Below are 17,665 nucleotides of genomic sequence, written 5' to 3' on the forward strand. Positions count from 1 at the left end.
TACCGAGGCATGTAACTCTTGCCGCGATTTCTGGATCAGGCTTCTGGGGCAGGGCAAGATGCGCCGGGGTTTGTTCGATCTTTATCCACACCTTATCCACATCAAGAAGGCGGCTTGGCCATTTGATAATGCGGGAAATACTTTCTTCCACACGCCAATAGTGCGGTCGGGTGCGTGGACAGTTTAAGTCCTTATCTTAGGGGAAATTGGTTGCCAAATGGTTACCGTGAGGATGCTGATTAAATTTCAAGCATGAAATTTTAAGCTTGAAGTGTTTTCAGTCTCCCTTATCCTGATCTCCAATAGCAAACTGTTGCGGAGGGTCGGATCATGAAGGTTGCCTGCTTGGGAGGTGGTCCTGCGGGACTGTATTTTGCAATCTCGATGAAGCTGCGTCAGCCGGATGCGGAAGTCACGGTCTTTGAACGCAACAAGGCCGATGACACCTTCGGCTGGGGGGTGGTCCTGTCCGATGATGCCCTTGAAAACCTGACAGAGAACGATCCCGAGAGCGCGGCTGAGATCCGCCGGAACTTTGCCTACTGGGACGATATTGCAGTTGTTCACAAGGGCACCCGCACGGTGTCGGGCGGACATGGGTTTGCCGGTATCGGGCGCAAGAGAATGCTCCTGATCCTGCAGGAGCGGGCGCGGGCGCTGGGGGTGGATCTGCGGTTCGAAACCGAAGTTGGCCCCGCCGCCGACTATCAGAAGGACTACGATCTGGTGGTGGGCTGCGATGGGCTGAACTCCAGTGTTCGCAATGAGTTCGCTGAACACTTTAAGCCAAATATCGATGTGCGGCCCTGCAAATTCATCTGGTTGGGTACCCATCAGAAATTCGATGATGCCTTCACCTTTGTCTTTGAGAAGACACAACACGGATGGGTCTGGATCCATGCCTATCAGTTCGATGACGATACCGCCACGGTGATCGTGGAGTGTTCTGCCGAGACCTGGGAGAACTGGGGCTTCGAGGGGATGAGCAAGGAAGAGATCATCCGCACCTGCGAGGAGATCTTTGCCGATCACTTGGGAGGTCACAGCCTGATGTCCAATGCGGATCACCTGCGCGGTTCGGCGGTCTGGATCAACTTCCCGCGGGTGCTTTGCGAGAAATGGCACCATGAAAACGTGGTGCTCTTGGGGGATGCCTCGGCAACGGCGCATTTCTCGATCGGCTCGGGCTCTCGGCTGGCCTTTGACAGCGCCATCGCCCTGGCGGAACTGCTGACCACCGAAACCTCGATGGAGCGCGCCTTTGAACGTTACCAGGAGGAGCGGCGCCTTGATGTGCTGCGCCTGCAATCGGCGGCGCGCAACTCACTGGAGTGGTTCGAAGAGGTCGAGCGCTATCTGGATATGGATCCGGTCCAGTTCAACTATTCCCTGCTGACCCGCTCGCAGCGGATTTCCCATGAAAACCTGCGCCTGCGGGATCCGGATTGGCTGCAATCGGCGGAAAAATGGTTCCAGGGTCACGCTGGCCTCTCCGCAGATGCCCCGGTGCGGGCGCCGATGTTCGCCCCCTACCGTTTGCGCGAAATGACGCTCAGCAATCGCATCGTTGTCTCTCCGATGGCGCAGTACAAGGCCCAGGATGGCTGCCCCAATGATTGGCACCTGATCCACTATGGCGAACGTGCCAAGGGCGGTGCGGGGCTGGTATACACCGAAATGACCTGCGTCAGCGCCGAAGGGCGGATCACGCCGGGCTGTCCGGGCTTGTACGCGCCCGAGCATGAGGCCGCCTGGAAGCGGCTCACCGACTTCGTGCATGGCGAAACAGAGGCCAAGATCTGCTGCCAGATCGGGCATTCGGGCCGCAAGGGCTCGACCCAGGTCGGCTGGGAGGAGATGGATGCCCCGCTGCCCGACGGAAACTGGGATCTGGTGTCAGCCTCTGCCTTGCCATGGTCGCCGAACAACGCGACACCGCGTGAAATCACCCGAGCCGAGATGGAAGCGATCAAGGCCGAATTCGTGGTCGCTGCCGAGATGGCGGATCGGGCCGGATTTGACATGATCGAACTTCACGCAGCCCATGGCTATCTGATCTCCTCTTTCATCTCACCCAAATCGAATGTGCGTCAGGATGAATTTGGCGGCACGCTGGAAAACCGCTTGCGCTATCCGATAGAGGTTTTTGCTGCCATGCGGGCAGTTTGGCCTGCTCAAAAACCGATGTCCGTGCGCATCTCGGCCAATGATTGGGTTGGCGACGAAGGTGTGACCCCCGAAGAGGCAGTCCAGATTGCCAAGGCGTTCTCAGACGCGGGCGCCGATATCATTGATGTCTCGGCTGGGCAAACCTCGATCGAGGCAAAACCGGTCTATGGTCGCATGTTCCAGACGCCGTTTTCGGATCGCATCCGTAACGAGGCGGGCATTTCCACCATGGCCGTCGGCAATATCTACGAGGCGGATCACGCCAATTCGATCCTGATGGCAGGGCGCGCTGATCTGATCTGTGTCGGGCGTCCGCATCTGGCCGATCCCTATTGGACCCTGCATGAGGCGACCAAGATCGGCGACCGTCAGGGTCTCTGGCCGCTGCCCTATGAGGCCGGTCGCGATCAGGCCTGGCGCCTTGCGGACCGCGATGCAGAGGTGATCCGGGCATGAGTGTTGCGGGCAAACATGTGGTGATCAGCGGTGGTGGATCTGGCGTCGGAGCCGAACTGGCGGCGCGATTTGCCCGTGAGGGCGCCCGCGTCACCATTCTGGGTCGCCGTATGGCGCCGCTGGAGCAGGTGGCGTCCGACGTTTCAGCCTTGCCGCTTGCCTGTGATGTGACTGATCATGCTGCGGTCGCGCTGGCCCTCGAGGAGGCCGTGTCAAAGAATGGCCCCGTTGCCATCGCCCTTGCCAATGCGGGGGCGGCCCCTTCAAAACCGTTCGACCGGATGACGGCCGCGGATTTCGGGGATGCGCTCTCGGTCAATCTGGCCGGGGTCTTCAACCTGTGGCAGGCGGCTCTGCCGGGGATGAAGCAGGTGGGATGGGGGCGGATGATTGCCATCGCCTCGACCGCGGGTCTGAAAGGATATCCATATGTGTCAGGCTATTGCGCGGCAAAACATGGGGTGCTGGGGCTGACGCGCGCACTGGCGGTAGAGCTGGCCCGCACCGGCATTACCGTGAATGCGATCTGTCCGGGTTTCATTGAAACCCCGCTATTGCAAAGATCGGTGGACAATATCGTCGCCAAGACCGGCATGACGGCTGAACAGGCGGAGAAGTCCTTGCGCTCTGGCAATCCGCAGGGGCGGTTCATCCAGCCTGCCGAGGTTGCCGAGGCCGCGCTTTGGCTCTCTAGCGAAGGGGCTGCATCCGTCAACGGTTCGGCCCTGCCCATTACCGGAGGAGAGATCTGACCCGTGCCTGAGACTTCAAAAGACAGATTGCGGCTATGGTTACGGGTGCTGAAGGCAACCCGTGCCGTGGAAAGCGAAATCCGCGAGAACCTGCGTCGGGACTTTGCAACCACGCTGCCGCGCTTTGATGTGATGGCGGCATTGGTCCAGCACGAGGAGGGGCTGAAGATGAGCCAGCTCTCGGGCGTGCTGAAGGTCTCCAATGGCAATGTCACCGGCATCATCGAACGGCTGGTCGAGGATGGTCACGTCCAGCGCGCACCGGTGCCGGGGGATCGCCGGGCGAGCCTTGTGCGGATGACCGATCAGGGGCGCGCAGAGTTTGCGCGCCAGGCGACCGCCCATGAAGGCTGGATCGACCAGATGTTTGCGGATGTCTCCCCGGATGCCGCCCAAGCCATGGCAGAGGCGCTGGATGCGGTGGCTCGCCGACTGGAAAACAAGGAAAAGAACGGATGATTTCAACGGATACCAAACATTTCCTGTGCAGCGTCGAGGATGGCATCGCGACGGTGTCGCTGGACCGCCCCGAACGCAAGAACCCGCTGACCTTTGACAGCTATGCCGAGCTGCGCGACTGGTTCCGCGCCCTGCACTATGACGATGATATCAAGGCGGTGGTCTTCGCCTCCAATGGTGGCAACTTCAGCTCCGGCGGCGATGTTCATGATATTATTGGTCCTTTAACCAAGATGAACATGAAAGAGCTGCTGGCCTTTACCCGCATGACCGGGGATCTGGTGAAGGCGATTGTGAACTGCGGCAAACCGGTGATTGCCGCCATCGATGGGATCTGCGTGGGCGCGGGGGCGATCATCGCCATGGCCTCGGATCTGAGGATCGCAACGCCTGAAGCAAAGACCGCCTTCCTGTTCACCCGCGTCGGCCTTGCTGGCTGCGATATGGGCGCCTGCGCCATCCTGCCCCGGATCATCGGGCAGGGGCGTGCGGCGGAACTTCTCTACACCGGTCGCTCCATGAGCGCCGAAGAGGGCGCCGCCTGGGGGTTCCACAACAAGCTGGTTGCGGCGGATGAACTGGCGGCAGAGGCGCGCGCCTGGGCCACGCGCATCGCGGCGGGGCCGAATTTCGGGCACATGATGACCAAGACCATGCTGGCGCAGGAATGGTCGATGTCGATTGAGCAGGCGATCGAGGCCGAAGCCCAGGCGCAGGCGATCTGCATGCAGACAGCCGACTTTGAGCGCGCCTACCATGCCTTTGTAAACAAGGAAAAACCTGTCTTCGAGGGTGACTGAGACGACCCGCCCGCCAAGCCATCTTGGCGGGCGTTTTATCAAGAAAGAGCTGCATAAGACAGCCAACAGGGAGTGCAACCATGGCGGATCAGACATTTCTGAACTGGCCCTTTTTCGAGGATCGCCACAGGCAGCTGGCCGCGGATCTTGAGGCCTGGGCCAAAGGGAATCTGGGCGGGATAGGCCATTCCGACACCGACGCGGCCTGCCGGACGCTGGTTTCGGCACTGGGCCAGGGCGGCTGGGCGCGATATTCCGGCGCTCAAGAGGGCGAGCGCCTGGATGTTCGCAGCCTGTGCCTGATCCGCGAGACGCTGGCGCGCCACGATGGGCTAGCCGACTTTGCTTTTGCCATGCAAGGCCTTGGAACCGGGGCGATTTCTCTGTTTGGGAATGCGGAACAGCAGGCGGAATGGCTGCCATTGACGCGATCCGGGCAGGCGATTTCGGCTTTTGCCCTCACGGAGCCGCAATCTGGTTCGGATGTGGCAAATTCCACCATGACCGCGACCCTTGATGGTGATGATTATGTATTAAATGGAGGAAAGACCTGGATCTCTAACGGTGGGATTGCGGACGTTTATACGCTGTTTGCCCGCACTGGAGAGGGGCCAGGTGCCAAGGGGCTGTCGGCCTTTATCGTGCCTGCGGGTCTGCCGGGGTTTGAGGTGGTCGAACGCCAGCAGGTGATTGCCCCGCATCCGCTTGCGACGCTGCGCTTCACCGATTGCCGCATTCCAAAAAGCGCGATGATCGGTGCGCCGGGGCAGGGGTTCCGCATCGCCATGTCGGTGCTGGATGTGTTCCGCTCTACCGTGGCCGCCGCCGCGCTTGGCTTTGCCAGACGCGCCCTGGACGAGGCCTTGGCGCGGGTGACTTCCCGTCAGGTGCAGGGGGCACCGCTGTTCGATCTGCAGATGGTGCAGGGGCATATCGCCGACATGGCGCTGGATGTCGATGCCGCCGCGCTGCTGGTCTACCGCGCCGCCTGGACCAAGGATTCCGGTGCCGCCCGCGTGACCCGCGAGGCCGCGATGGCGAAACTGTTCTCCACCGATCAGGCTCAGCAGGTCATCGACAGGGCGGTGCAGCTGCATGGCGGTGATGGTGTGCGACACGGTCAGAAGGTGGAGGAACTCTACCGTGATATCCGCGCCCTGCGCATCTACGAGGGCGCATCGGACGTGCAGCGGGTGGTGATTGCACGCCAGACCCTTGGCGCCTTTCAGGAGGGGAAGTGATCATGCTGGGACCGACGGCACATATCGACAGTTTCACCCGGGACAACCTGCCGCCAGCCGATCTGTGGCCCGAGTTTCTGCTGGATGGGTTCGACTACCCGGATCATCTGAACGCGGCGGTGGAGCTGACCGATGCCATGGTCGACAAGGGCTTTGGCGATCACACAGCCCTGATCGGCAACGGGCGGCGGCGCACTTACAAGGAACTGTCGGATTGGACCAACCGGCTCGCCAATGTGCTGACCGATGATCTGGGCGTCAAACCGGGCAACCGGGTGCTGATCCGCTCGGCCAACAACCCGGCCATGGTGGCCTGCTGGCTGGCGGCGACCAAGGCGGGCGCTGTGGTGGTCAACACCATGCCGATGCTGCGCGCGGGCGAATTGTCGGCCATCGTCGACAAGGCCGAGATCACCCATGCGCTCTGTGATACCCGACTGATGGATGAACTGGTGTCCTGCGCCAAGACCTCTGAGTTCCTGACCTCGGTGGTGGGCTTTGATGGAACCTCCAACCACGATGCGGAACTGGACCGGCTGGCGCTGGAAAAACCCGTGACCTATGAGGCGGTGCGGACGGGCCGCGATGATGTGGCTCTATTGGGCTTCACCTCCGGCACCACCGGATCGCCCAAGGCCACCATGCATTTCCACCGGGATCTTCTGATCATCGCCGACGGCTATGCCCGCGAAGTGCTGGACGTGCAGCCCGAGGATATCTTTGTCGGCTCGCCGCCCCTAGCTTTCACCTTTGGCCTCGGCGGGCTTGCGATCTTCCCCTTGCGGTTTGGCGCCGCGGCAACCCTGCTGGAAAATGCATCGCCCCCGAACCTTATCGAGATCATCGAGAAGTATAAGGCCACCGTCTGCTTTACTGCGCCGACTGCCTACCGCGTGATGCTGCGCGCGATGGAGGAGGGGGCGGACCTCTCCTCTCTGCGTGCTGCCGTGTCCGCCGGGGAGACCCTGCCTGCGCCGGTCTACGAGGAATGGATGGCAAAGACCGGCAAGCCGATGCTGGATGGGATCGGTGCCACCGAGATGCTGCATATCTTCATTTCCAACCGCTTCGATGATCACAAACCGGCCTGCACCGGCAAACCCGTGTCCGGCTACCAGGTGCGGGTGCTGGACGTGGCGGGCAACGAGGCGCCGCGTGGGGAAATCGGCCGCCTTGCGGTCAAGGGGCCAACCGGGTGCCGCTACATGGCGGATGACCGCCAGTCGACCTATGTTCAGGACGGCTGGAACGTTACCGGCGACAGTTTCATGATGGATGCGGAGGGCTACCTGCATTTTGCCGCCCGCAACGACGATATGATCATCTCCTCTGGCTACAATATCGCGGGCCCCGAGGTGGAGGCCGCGCTGCTGTCCCACGAGGCGGTGGCCGAATGCGCCGTCATCGGTGCTGCCGATGAGGCCCGTGGTCAGATCGTCGAGGCGCATGTGGTGCTGACGTCGGCGCATGTGCCGTCAGACGCGCTGGTCAAGCTGTTGCAAGACCATGTGAAATCCACCATCGCACCGTACAAGTACCCGCGCTCCGTGGTTTTCACCAAGGCCCTGCCCAAGACGGAAACCGGCAAGATCCAGCGGTTCCGCCTGAAGGTGTAGACCATTGGTGGTGCCTGTCTTTCACGGGCGGGCACCGAAGAAATCCTTGGCATGTTTGGACTTGTACTTGGTCATGAATCACGCTACGTCCTGCGCCACACCACAAAGACCTTGGTTCAAGGCAGAAGGCGAGTTGGCGGAGTGGTGACGCAGCGGATTGCAAATCCGTGTACACCGGTTCGATTCCGGTACTCGCCTCCACACCTCAATCAGCGATTTAGGCGATATGGCAGCCAATGTAGTGCCTGCGCGCGATTTCGGGCTGTTGTTGCACCGTACAGGTTACGCCGCGTGGAGGTGTTTCAGGTCGCGCTGTTTCAGCGGCAGGCGGGCCAGTTCGCCGTAGGTGCGCAGGACCTTGCGGCGCCCGGCCTTGGCCGTCATGCCTTGTGTTTTTGCCAATGCGGGAAACAGCTCGAACAGCTCGCGCATGTTGTCCGGAGATAGGCCGCGGATGGCCTCGGGGCCGGGCCAGAAGGTCTCGGTTGCGATGCCCTCGGCAAAGACGACCTCGTGGCGTTCGGTCATCAGGTGCACATAGGTGACCCCGCGGTGCGGCGAGACCAGTTGACGGCAGTTGGGATCAAGGCCCGACAGCATCTTGGCCGAAACAAAGCTTTCCCCGAAGGCCACGTCGCGTTCAAAGGTGCTGCTGTTGACCAGCAGCCGGTGCTGAGGAGACAGCAACATGGGCCGCTTGGGCGCAAGCAGGCTGTGGGGGCGCAGGCGGTAGGGGCGCAAATGCGGGCGCCGGGCGAGTTCCTCCGGGCTGAGCGTGCGCTTGCCGACCCAGATCACCGGCTGCAACCCGTTGTCCGCCGTTTGCAGCATGTCGCCCACCTGGATCTGCCCGGCGGGTACAGTGCCGCGATCGGTCGTCAGCCGAACGTCGGGTGTGAAACAGGGAATGCCGGCCGAAAACAGCTGCGCGTGGGTGGCGATCTGCCCAGGTGCCACACCAGTGAGCACCAGCTGTTCGCCGCCTGGGAAGGACAGCAGCGCATTGCCAAAGCCATCGTCGGAAACGGACACATCGCTGGTGCGGACGGCACCGCCGGGGCCGGAGCCTCCGGTCAGCTCGGATACATCAAGCTGGTCATTGTAGAATGTGTCGGCGTCATCATCACCAAGATCGAAGTCCTTGATGGTATCGACGCCGCCCGAGGCGGTCAGCACAACCTGGTCGTAGTCGGCGCCGGTATAGATCACATCATCTCCGGCGCCCATCCGGATGGTGTCATCCCCTGCGCCTGCGTTGATCTCGACACCGGCGCTATCGGCAGAGGCATCGACGACATCCGCCTGATCGGTCAGGTCGAGCGCTTCGATTTCCGAGAAGGTGATGGTATCCGCGCCATCGGTGATGGTGCCGGCCTCATCGCCCGTATAGGTGACAGAAACGCCGGTGGTTACGGCGGTCAGATCGACCTTGTCGAAGTCGATCCCGGCCTCGCCACCGGTCAGCGTGTCATTGCCGAAGCCATCCGACACCTGGAAGAGGTCCGCATCCGCCTCGCCGAACATCAGATCGTCGCCCGCGCCGCCGATCAGCAGGTCGTTGTGGTTGCCGCCGTAAAGCGTGTCATTGCCATCGCCGCCATCCAGCGTGTCGTTACCGTCGGTGGCCACGATGCTGTCGTTGCCGACGCCGCCGACAAGGCTGTCATCGCCAGCCGAGTTTCGCAGCGTATCGTCACCCTCGCCACCTAGTAGGGTGTCGTTGCCAATACCCGTGGTCAGATAGTCGTCGCCCGCGCCGCCTTCGATATAATCGTCGCCTTCGCCGCCCGCGATGGTATCGCCGCCGTCTCCCCCCATCATGGTGTCATTGCCGACGCCGCCATCCATGACGTCATCGCCGTCGCCGCCATCCAGACTATCGTTACCCTCTTCGCCGAACAGGGAGTCATTGCCGCCCTGGCCATAAACGACGTCATCGCCATCGCCGCCCAGGATCGTATCCGCGCCCTGTTCGATGACAGTCACGACAGCGTCGTCGATCAGATCGCCAGACAGTGTGAAACCGGACAGGCCGACGCGGGTCTGCAGGGTGAACTCGATAGAGGAGCGGTCTTCGAATTGGGCAGAGAACCAGGCATCCTGGTCCGTATACATGTTCGCTTCGGTGCCGGTGGCGGTGACCATGTTGCCATCGGTCGCGGTGTTCAGCGAAGAATCGGACGAGACCCCGAAGGAGGTGAAACTGTTGCCATCGACGATGACGGCTTCCGGGTCGCTGTGACCGCCGCTGCGGTTGTCATCGACGTCGTTGAAGGTGGCGGTGGAGTTCAGGTAGACGGGATCGCCGGTGGTAGGATCAAAGAACTCAAGCCGGAAGGTGGCGCGGTCCCCGGACTGGTCGCCATCCAGAAGGATCTCTGCCCCTTGTGCATATCCGAATTCGACCAGAAGGTTGGGGTTGTCCTTTTCGACCAGAACCAGCCGCCCCCAGACCGTGCTGCCATCGGGTAGTGTGGCGACGTCGCGAAAGACAGCACTGTCCCCGGCAGAGCCGAGGAAGCCATCGTGGGACACGCTTTCGATGTTGTTGATATCCAGGACCAGCGGGCTGGCATCAACGCCTTGATCAAAGCCGTCGCCCATGTCGCCATAGATGACATCATTCCCGGCACCGCCGTCGATGACATCATCACCTTCTTCACCAGCAACCGTGTCGTCACCGCGTGCGGCGTCGATCGTATCGTTGCCGGTGCTGCCGCCCAGAATGTCTGCTCGGTTGGTGCCGGTGAGGCTGGCAACAAGGTCATCTACCCACTCTGGTCGGGTCATGGCGTCATCTCGATCCTGATACTCGTTCGACGGCAGCCGGGCGCGAAAGGGGAGAGCTTTGTGACCCGGAGTGCCGAACGTCAGGGGTATACCAATGGCTATAATGAAGAGTGAATCATCGGTTGCCGTGGCAAATCGAGAAAAGAGAAATGTGATAAAAATTTAGGAATATTGGCGGTTTACACATGCCGCTCTGCGCTGGCGTGGCTTTGGGGCCCAGGGCGTGCAGGATGAATGGGGGATGAGCCTAGAGAGCCTGGTCGGTTCTGGAAATCGCTGCGGCGATCAGCTGTGCCGTTCCCGGCAATTGGCCAAGGACCGGCAGCACCTGCCCGGCAAAACCGGCGGCGGTCAGGGCTTCCGGGATGTCCTGGCGCACGTGATCGCCGCTTTGGGCAAAGAAGGGCAGGCACAGCGTATGGGCGGGCAGGCTGCGCGCGACCTCTTCGATCCCCGGGGATTGTTCCACATAGGCCGGTTCGATCCTTGCCCCCGGCAATAGCGCAGCCAGACGCGCCGCGAATGTCTGGGCGGATTCGGCGGCCTTGGGGCCACGGGCAGAGCCATGCGCGGCCAGCAGTACCGTGGCATTGGCCTCGCCCCACCCGGTTTCCTGCTGAACGGCCTGGGCGGCAAGGCGCGGCAGGTCGGGGTCAAGGCCAAAGGGGCAGGCCAGATGGTAGCTGCGCCCCTTCAGGCGTTCGGGCAGCACCTTGGCGGTGAACCAGCCCCGCGCCATGAAGAACGGATAGATCACGGCATCCTCCTCCATCACGCTCTCCAGCTTGCCGGAACTGGACAGCGTGGCCGATCGCACCTCCCAACCGGGCAGATGGCCGCTGACCTCCTGTGCCAGGGCGGCAAGCGCCCGTTCGGGCGGCTCGGGGGTGGAGGGTTGTCCGTGGGCGGTCAGGATCGCCGTTTTTCTGGCGGGCATGTGCTGTGGCTTTCAGGTCGGTACGGCAATTCGGGCGGCAAAGCGCGGGCGGGTCTATGCGCCAGTCAAAGACGAAACAACAAGGATACGCAAGCCGGGCCGGATCGGATCAATGCCGACATGTGATTTCCCGGAATTTCCTTGCTACAGAACAGTTTTTGCCAAAGGTCCGGTTCAGGGCTGGGGCGTAAAAGAAGGTGGTTGACCTCGTCACCGGCTTCACCTAAATCACGCATCACCCCGGGCGGGTATGGTGAAATGGTATCATAAGAGCCTTCCAAGCTTAAGGTGCGGGTTCGATTCCCGCTACCCGCTCCAAAACCTCTTCCGCGATCAAGATGAGATGCTTTGCCATGGCTGTTTGCCGTGCTGAGGGCCAGTCTTGTGGCCCGTTTTGGCAGTCTTGTGGCCCGTTTTGGGCCTCTCTGGCGGGTGGTCCAGAACCGTCGCGGCATCACGTCTAAAGACATGCGGCCAGATGCCCTCGGCCTCAATGCTTGACCTATGGGGCTGGCAAGGCCATGAACCACAATGGATCGTACGGCGGCGGGCCGCGCGAGGGGACATGCAATAAGGATCAGGAATGGCGCGCAGGACGGCAGCACCGAACGCAAACGAAGAGCGGCAGGGATCGCGCAAGATCGGCGTGCTGGCAGCGCTTTGGCCCTTCATGCGCCCCTATAGCGCCCTGATGTTCCTGGCCACCTGCGCCCTGGTTCTGACGGCGGGCGTGTCCCTCAGCCTGCCGCTGGCGGTGCGCCGGGTGGTGGACAACTTCCGCATCTCGGACAATGCGCTGCTGAACCAGTATTTCCTGGCTGCCTTGGGCATGGCCGCCCTGTTGGCCGTGGGCACCGGCCTGCGCTATGCGCTGGTCACGCGTCTGGGCGAGCGGGTCGTCTCGGACATCCGCAAGGCGGTCTTTGACCGCGTGATCGGGATGAGCCCCGAGTTCTACGAAAAGATCATGACCGGCGAGGTGCTGAGCCGGATCACCACCGACACCACGCTCATTCAATCGGTTCTGGGCTCCTCTGTTTCCATCGCCCTGCGCAACATGCTTCTGTTCGGGGGCGGGTTGATCCTGATGCTGTTGACCTCGGCCAAGCTGACGGGGCTGGTCCTGCTGATCGTGCCTGCCGTGATCGTGCCGATCCTGGTTCTGGGGCGGCGCCTGAGGGCAATCAGCCGCGAAAACCAGGACTGGATCGCGGCCTCCTCCGGCAATGCCGGTGAGGCGCTGGGCGCGGTGCAGACGGTGCAGGCCTTCACCCATGAGGACGCCAGCCGCCAGCAGTTCGCCCAGATGACCGAGACCGCCTATGACGTGTCGCAGAAACGGATCCGCACGCGGGCCTATCTGACGGTGATCGTCATCCTTCTGGTGTTTTCCGGCATTGTCGGGGTCTTGTGGATGGGTGCTGTCGATGTGCGGGCCGGCATCATGAGCGAGGGCACCCTGGTTCAATTCGTGATCTATTCGGTTCTGGTGGCGGGATCGGTTGCGGCCCTGTCCGAGATCTGGAGCGAGTTGCAGCGCGCCGCCGGTGCCACCGAACGTCTGGTCGAACTGTTGAACGCCAAGGATCCGGTGGTCGATCCCGCGGCTCCAAAGGCGCTGGCACAGCCCGTGCGCGGTGAGATCCGGTTCGAGAACGTGATGTTCCGCTATCCCGCGCGCCCCGATGTGCTGGCGCTGGATGATGTTTCCCTTGAGATCCAGCCGGGGGAAACCGTTGCCTTCGTCGGCCCCTCGGGCGCGGGCAAGACGACGATCATTCAGATGATCCAGCGCTTCTATGACCCGAACGCAGGCGCGGTGCGGCTGGACGGTATTGCGCTCAGCGATCTGCAGCGCGATGCCTTCCGCAAGCATATCGCCATGGTGCCGCAGGATGCGGTGATATTTGCAGCCTCGGCGCGTGAAAACATCCGCTTTGGCCGCCCCGATGCCACTGATGCCGAAGTTGAGGCCGCCGCCCAGGCCGCCGCCGCGCATGAGTTCATCTCGGCGCTGCCTGAGGGATACGACAGTTTTGTCGGGGAACGTGGTGTGATGCTGTCAGGTGGCCAGAAACAGCGCATTGCCATTGCCCGTGCAATCCTGCGCGATGCGCCGGTTCTGCTTCTGGACGAGGCGACATCGGCGCTGGATGCGGAAAGCGAACGCCTGGTGCAGGCCGCCGTCGATGAGCTGAGCCAGGGGCGCACAACGCTGATCGTGGCCCACCGCCTGGCGACGGTGAAAAAGGCCGACCGGATCGTGGTGATGGACCAGGGGCGCATCGTCGCCACCGGCACCCATGACGCGCTGGTGGCCGAGGGCGGGCTATATGCGCGTCTGGCTCGACTGCAGTTCACCGACGGGCTTGCCGCCGAGTAAACCTGCGGTCTGCACCCCGCTGGCACCCTCTGGCATGGCCGTCCTGCTGTCCAGCACCGCTTGGCCGCCAAATAAAGCTGTAAAAAAGGCTGCTTGCCTTGACGTGACCCTTGCGACGCGCTTGCACCGCGCGGGTTTTCCAATCATTTTATGCGAAGGAGACAATCCCCCGAAAACGGGGGCAGGGGAGGTTATCAATGGCGTTTGCCACGTTGGAAGACACCAAGGCGATTGAAAATGAAATGCCGTGGGGTGAGCGGGATCTGCCCACCACCCTTTACGGGCTGTTGTCGCGTACCGCGGGCAATTTCCCGAACAACAACGCGACAAGCTACCAGATCTTCTCAGGCCCCAATGACAAGGCCGAGACCCTGACCTGGAGCCAGCTCAAGGATCAGGTGACCCAGGCGGCGAATATGTTCCGCGAGTTGGGCGTCGGTGAGAAGGACGTGGTGGCCTATGTGCTGCCCAACTGTACCGAAACCCTGGTGACCATGCTGGCAGGTGCCGTGGCAGGGATCGTCAATCCGATCAACCCGCTGCTGGAGCCGGAACAGATCGCATCGATCCTGCGCGAAACCAATGCCAAGGTGGTGGTGACGCTGAAACCCTTCCCGAAGACGGATGTGGCTCAGAAGGTGGCCGAGGCGGTGCGCCACGCGCCCCATGTGAACACCATCCTGGAAGTGGATCTGAACCGCTATCTGACGCCGCCGAAATCCTGGATCGTGCCGCTGGTGCGCCCCAAGCTGGAAAACAAGGCGCAGCTGGCCCACGCCGATTACAAGAGCTTCACCAAGGAGCTGCGCAAACAGCCCACCACCCTGCAATTCGCCGACAGCACCGAAGACCGTGTGGCCTGCTATTTCCACACCGGTGGCACAACCGGCATGCCCAAGGTGGCCCAGCACACCTATTCCGGCATGATCTACAACGGCTGGATCGGGCACAGCCTGCTCTTCACCGAAGAGGACAACATCATGTGTCCTCTGCCGCTGTTTCACGTCTTTGCCTGCCATGTGATCGTCATGGCGGCTGTGGCCTCCGGGGCGCATGTGGTGTTCCCCACCCCGCAGGGCTATCGCGGCGACGGGGTGTTCGACAATTTCTGGAAGCTGGTGGAGCGCTGGAAGATTTCCTTCATCATCACCGTGCCCACGGCGATTTCCGCCAAGATGCAGCGCCCGGTGGATGCGGATATCTCGACCGTGAAGACAGCTTTCTCTGGCTCTGCCCCGCTGCCGGTGGAACTGTTCCGCCGCTTCGAGAAGGCGACCGGCATCAATATCGTTGAAGGCTACGGGTTGACCGAGGCGACCTGCCTTGTGTCCTGTAACCCGGTGGACGGGGAAAAGAAGATCGGCTCGATCGGTATTCCGTTTCCCTACACGGATGTGAAGATCATCAAGTCCACCCCCGACGGGCTGGTCGAATGTGCCACCGATGAGGTGGGCGAGATCTGCGTCTCCAACCCCGGCGTCTATGCGGGCAATACCTATACCGAAGCCGAGAAGAACGCCGATCTCTACTTCCACGACACCTATCTGCGCACCGGCGATCTGGGTCGTATCGATGCCGATGGCTATGTCTGGATCACGGGCCGGGCCAAGGATCTGATCATTCGCGGCGGTCACAATATCGACCCCGCCGAGATCGAAGAGGCGCTTCTGGGTCATGAGGCCGTGGCCTTTGCCGGGGCCATCGGCCAGCCGGATCTGCACGCGGGCGAGGTGCCTTGCGCCTTTGTCGAGCTGGTGGAGGGCGCCAGCGCCACCCCGGAGGAGTTGATGGACTATTGCAAGGTCCACATCCACGAACGGGCGGCGATCCCCAAACACATGACGGTGCTGGACGAGCTGCCCAAGACCGCCGTGGGCAAGGTCTTCAAGCCGGATCTGCGCAAGAACGCCATCACCCGCATCTACAACGAGGCGCTGCTGAAGGCCGGTCTTCCGACCCGTGTCGAGGCGGTGATCGACGACAAGAAACGCGGTCTTGTCGCCCAGGTCGAAGCCAACGGCGCCTCCGATGCCGAGATCGGACAGGTCCTGGGCGGTTTCACGCGTCCCTGGGAGCATCTGCCAAAGGCGCAGACTGCGGCCTGATTGACCGGCTGAGAGAGTTCGAAAAGCGTCCCCCAGGGCGCTTTTCTGCCGTTTTGGCATTCCCTTTGTGCCGACACGTGGCCTAGTCTCTGCGGATGCAGAACAGGAGGCGCCAACGTCATGGATTATGAACAGCTGATCGATGCGGAAACCTGGGCCTTCATCCGCAGAACCGCCGACCACTACCCGCCCGACACCGCCGAGCGGCCGGTGGCTGAACAGCGCGAGATCTACGATGCCATGGCCGAGAGCTTCCTGGCGCCGCGCCCCGATGTTGTGCAGGTCGAAGACTGCCAGGCAGGCAGCGTGCCGCTTCGCATCTATTGGGCCGGCGATCCGACCCGGACGGTCATGTATTGCCATGGGGGCGGTTTCGTCGTTGGCGGTCTGGAAAGTCACGATGACGTCTGCGCCGAACTCTGTGCGCTGACCGGGTACCGGGTGGTTGCGGTCGATTATCGCCTTGCGCCCGAACACCTGCATCCGGCGATGTTCGAGGATGCTTGGACAGCCTTTGAATGGATCCTGTCCGAATTCGAGGGGGGAATTGTCCTGGCGGGCGACAGCGCGGGGGCCAATCTCTGTGCCGCTGTTGCGCATCGCGCCCGTGGCACGACCGACCGTATCCTGGGGCAGGTGCTGATCTACGGTGCCTTTGGGGGCGACGTGAATTCAGGCTCTTACATCGAGCATGCCGAGGCTCCGATGCTGACGCGGGACGAGATCCTCTACTACCAGCGTATCCGCAGCGAGGGTGGGGACTTGCCTGTGGGCGACCCCACATTTGCGCCGCTGCATGACAGTGATTTCTCCGCTCTGCCACCGACGGTTCTGTTCACGGCCGATTGTGATCCGGTGCGGGATGACAGCCGGGCGTATCGCGATCGGATCCTGGCCGCCGGGGGCAAGGCGCATTGGGTCAACGAGGAAGGCCTGATCCATGGATACCTGCGCGCCCGCCATTCGGTAGAGCGCGCCCGCGCCAGTTTTGAGCGGATTTCGCTCGCGGTAGAGGCCCTGGGGCAAGAGATCTGGCCCTACGACTGAGAATGGCCAGAAGACCTGGTGTTGCGACTATGGCAGGCCGATGAGCTCAAGCCAGGAAGGATTTCGCCTTCATGGTCTCAGCGATGGGCGCTCCAAGACGAGACAGGATCGTCGGCGCGAGCTGTAGCTGGTCGATGAACGTGTCCTCGGACGGGCCTTCCGCCTCACCAAAGTAATAAAGCGCGGTTTCCTGCTGCAAGGGGCTGCGCCCGCCGTGGTGGCCGCGTTCGTCCTGGCCGTGGTCGGCGGTGACGATCACCTCGTAGCCCATCTTGCGCCAGCGCGGGATGAAGGGGGCCAGCATCTCGTCCATCACGGCGCAGGCATGGTCCATCTCCTGGCAGTCATGGAAGAACCGGTGCCCCATGCTGTCGAGCGTGCAGGTGTGCAGCATCCCGTAGTTGAGATCGAACCGATGGGCGAGGCTGGTGAGCGTGCCAAAGAGATCCACATCCGAGGGCGTCATCTGGTTGATCAGCCCGTAGCCGGTCATGGTGTGAAACCGCCCGTGGTTGATGGTGTCGCTTTCGGGTTCGTCATATTCGATGTCGCGGACAAAATCGAACGGGTGGCGATTGAAGAACTCCGACCAGAAGCTGTGCGCCACCGCGCCGGTCACACCACCGCCTGCGCGCACCTGGGTGAAGACATCCTTGTGGGAGAGGCGAAAGACATTGCCATTGCCGGTGCAGCCATGTTCGGCCGGGGCAACGCCGGTGTGGATCGAGGCATAGCAACTGGCCGAGATCGACGGCAGCACCGCCCGGTGCTTCCAGACGCGGGCATCGCCGCTATCGACCCAGCCTTCCAGGTTGCCGAACAGACGGCGGAAATTGCGCCAGGGCACACCGTCCAGAATGATGAGAAGGAGTTTGCGGTCCATGTCTCGAATCCCTTTGCTTGGGCCTGC

12 protein-coding genes and 2 tRNA genes are annotated in these 17,665 nt (G+C 61.9%); 11 read left to right on the plus strand and 3 right to left on the minus strand.

Annotation, left to right across the window (positions count from 1 at the left end; all coding sequences use genetic code 11):
* Positions 1-330: 330 nt before the first annotated feature.
* The 7 genes from PXK01_RS04985 (at position 331) to PXK01_RS05015 (ending at position 7,694) form a co-directional block, all read left to right on the plus strand.
* Entirely contained in the window at positions 331-2,625 is a 2,295-nt protein-coding gene (locus tag PXK01_RS04985) for a bifunctional salicylyl-CoA 5-hydroxylase/oxidoreductase (RefSeq protein WP_274859103.1), read from the plus strand.
* Entirely contained in the window at positions 2,622-3,377 is a 756-nt protein-coding gene (locus tag PXK01_RS04990) for an SDR family NAD(P)-dependent oxidoreductase (RefSeq protein WP_274846521.1), read from the plus strand. The genes PXK01_RS04985 and PXK01_RS04990 overlap by 4 nt, the downstream gene beginning before the upstream one ends.
* 3 nt (positions 3,378-3,380) lie before the next feature.
* Positions 3,381-3,836, plus strand: a complete 456-nt coding sequence (locus tag PXK01_RS04995; protein WP_274846522.1) for a MarR family winged helix-turn-helix transcriptional regulator — start codon at positions 3,381-3,383, stop codon at positions 3,834-3,836.
* Complete coding sequence (locus PXK01_RS05000; protein ID WP_274846523.1) at positions 3,833-4,636, plus strand: enoyl-CoA hydratase family protein; 804 nt, start codon at positions 3,833-3,835, stop codon at positions 4,634-4,636. Before PXK01_RS04995 ends, PXK01_RS05000 begins: the two co-directional genes overlap by 4 nt.
* Before the next feature lie 80 nt (positions 4,637-4,716).
* Entirely contained in the window at positions 4,717-5,877 is a 1,161-nt protein-coding gene (locus PXK01_RS05005; RefSeq protein WP_274859104.1) for an acyl-CoA dehydrogenase family protein, read from the plus strand.
* A gap of 2 nt (positions 5,878-5,879) precedes the next feature.
* Positions 5,880-7,493 (plus strand): AMP-binding protein, encoded by a 1,614-nt coding sequence (locus PXK01_RS05010; protein WP_274859105.1) that lies wholly within the window; start codon positions 5,880-5,882, stop codon positions 7,491-7,493.
* 127 nt (positions 7,494-7,620) lie between these two features.
* A tRNA-Cys gene (locus tag PXK01_RS05015) sits at positions 7,621-7,694 on the plus strand.
* A gap of 81 nt (positions 7,695-7,775) precedes the next feature.
* On the opposite strand, the gene PXK01_RS05020 is transcribed toward PXK01_RS05015, so the two are convergent.
* A complete protein-coding gene (locus PXK01_RS05020) occupies positions 7,776-10,283 on the minus strand; it encodes a Hint domain-containing protein (RefSeq protein ID WP_274859106.1) in 2,508 nt (835 codons plus the stop codon).
* A gap of 247 nt (positions 10,284-10,530) precedes the next feature.
* Positions 10,531-11,220 carry a sirohydrochlorin chelatase gene (locus PXK01_RS05025; RefSeq protein ID WP_274859107.1) on the minus strand — a complete coding sequence of 230 codons (690 nt, stop codon included), beginning with the start codon at positions 11,218-11,220 and terminating at the stop codon, positions 10,531-10,533.
* A 244-nt stretch (positions 11,221-11,464) separates the two neighbouring features.
* Between PXK01_RS05025 and PXK01_RS05030 the strand changes: the two genes are divergently transcribed.
* The 4 genes from PXK01_RS05030 (at position 11,465) to PXK01_RS05045 (ending at position 16,755) form a co-directional block, all read left to right on the plus strand.
* A tRNA-Gly gene (locus PXK01_RS05030) sits at positions 11,465-11,538 on the plus strand.
* Between the two features lie 265 nt (positions 11,539-11,803).
* Positions 11,804-13,603, plus strand: a complete 1,800-nt coding sequence (locus tag PXK01_RS05035; protein WP_274846528.1) for an ABC transporter transmembrane domain-containing protein — start codon at positions 11,804-11,806, stop codon at positions 13,601-13,603.
* Positions 13,604-13,800: 197 nt separating this feature from the next.
* Positions 13,801-15,708 carry an acyl-CoA synthetase gene (locus PXK01_RS05040; protein ID WP_274846529.1) on the plus strand — a complete coding sequence of 636 codons (1,908 nt, stop codon included), beginning with the start codon at positions 13,801-13,803 and terminating at the stop codon, positions 15,706-15,708.
* A 120-nt stretch (positions 15,709-15,828) separates the two neighbouring features.
* Entirely contained in the window at positions 15,829-16,755 is a 927-nt protein-coding gene (locus PXK01_RS05045) for an alpha/beta hydrolase (RefSeq protein WP_274846530.1), read from the plus strand.
* 46 nt (positions 16,756-16,801) lie between these two features.
* Here PXK01_RS05045 and PXK01_RS05050 read toward each other — a convergent pair whose 3' ends face one another.
* Positions 16,802-17,638, minus strand: coding sequence for an alkaline phosphatase family protein (locus PXK01_RS05050; RefSeq protein WP_274859109.1), 837 nt, complete (start codon positions 17,636-17,638; stop codon positions 16,802-16,804).
* Positions 17,639-17,665: the final 27 nt, after the last annotated feature.

Origin of the sequence: Phaeobacter sp. PT47_59 (assembly GCF_028890025.1) — a bacterium.
Classification (GTDB): Bacteria; Pseudomonadota; Alphaproteobacteria; order Rhodobacterales; family Rhodobacteraceae; genus Phycobacter.

Excerpts from the sequence above, each read along its gene's own strand:
- PXK01_RS05045 (WP_274846530.1), top strand. The coding sequence starts at position 15,829 with ATGGATTATGAACAGCTGATCGATGCGGAAACCTGGGCCTTCATCCGC.
- PXK01_RS05050 (WP_274859109.1), bottom strand. The coding sequence starts at position 17,638 with ATGGACCGCAAACTCCTTCTCATCATTCTGGACGGTGTGCCCTGGCGC.
- PXK01_RS05000 (WP_274846523.1), top strand. The coding sequence starts at position 3,833 with ATGATTTCAACGGATACCAAACATTTCCTGTGCAGCGTCGAGGATGGC.
- PXK01_RS05005 (WP_274859104.1), top strand. The coding sequence starts at position 4,717 with ATGGCGGATCAGACATTTCTGAACTGGCCCTTTTTCGAGGATCGCCAC.
- PXK01_RS04985 (WP_274859103.1), top strand. The coding sequence starts at position 331 with ATGAAGGTTGCCTGCTTGGGAGGTGGTCCTGCGGGACTGTATTTTGCA.
- PXK01_RS05035 (WP_274846528.1), top strand. The coding sequence starts at position 11,804 with ATGGCGCGCAGGACGGCAGCACCGAACGCAAACGAAGAGCGGCAGGGA.
- PXK01_RS05010 (WP_274859105.1), top strand. The coding sequence starts at position 5,880 with ATGCTGGGACCGACGGCACATATCGACAGTTTCACCCGGGACAACCTG.
- PXK01_RS04990 (WP_274846521.1), top strand. The coding sequence starts at position 2,622 with ATGAGTGTTGCGGGCAAACATGTGGTGATCAGCGGTGGTGGATCTGGC.
- PXK01_RS05040 (WP_274846529.1), top strand. The coding sequence starts at position 13,801 with ATGGCGTTTGCCACGTTGGAAGACACCAAGGCGATTGAAAATGAAATG.
- PXK01_RS05025 (WP_274859107.1), bottom strand. The coding sequence starts at position 11,220 with ATGCCCGCCAGAAAAACGGCGATCCTGACCGCCCACGGACAACCCTCC.
- PXK01_RS05020 (WP_274859106.1), bottom strand. The coding sequence starts at position 10,283 with ATGACCCGACCAGAGTGGGTAGATGACCTTGTTGCCAGCCTCACCGGC.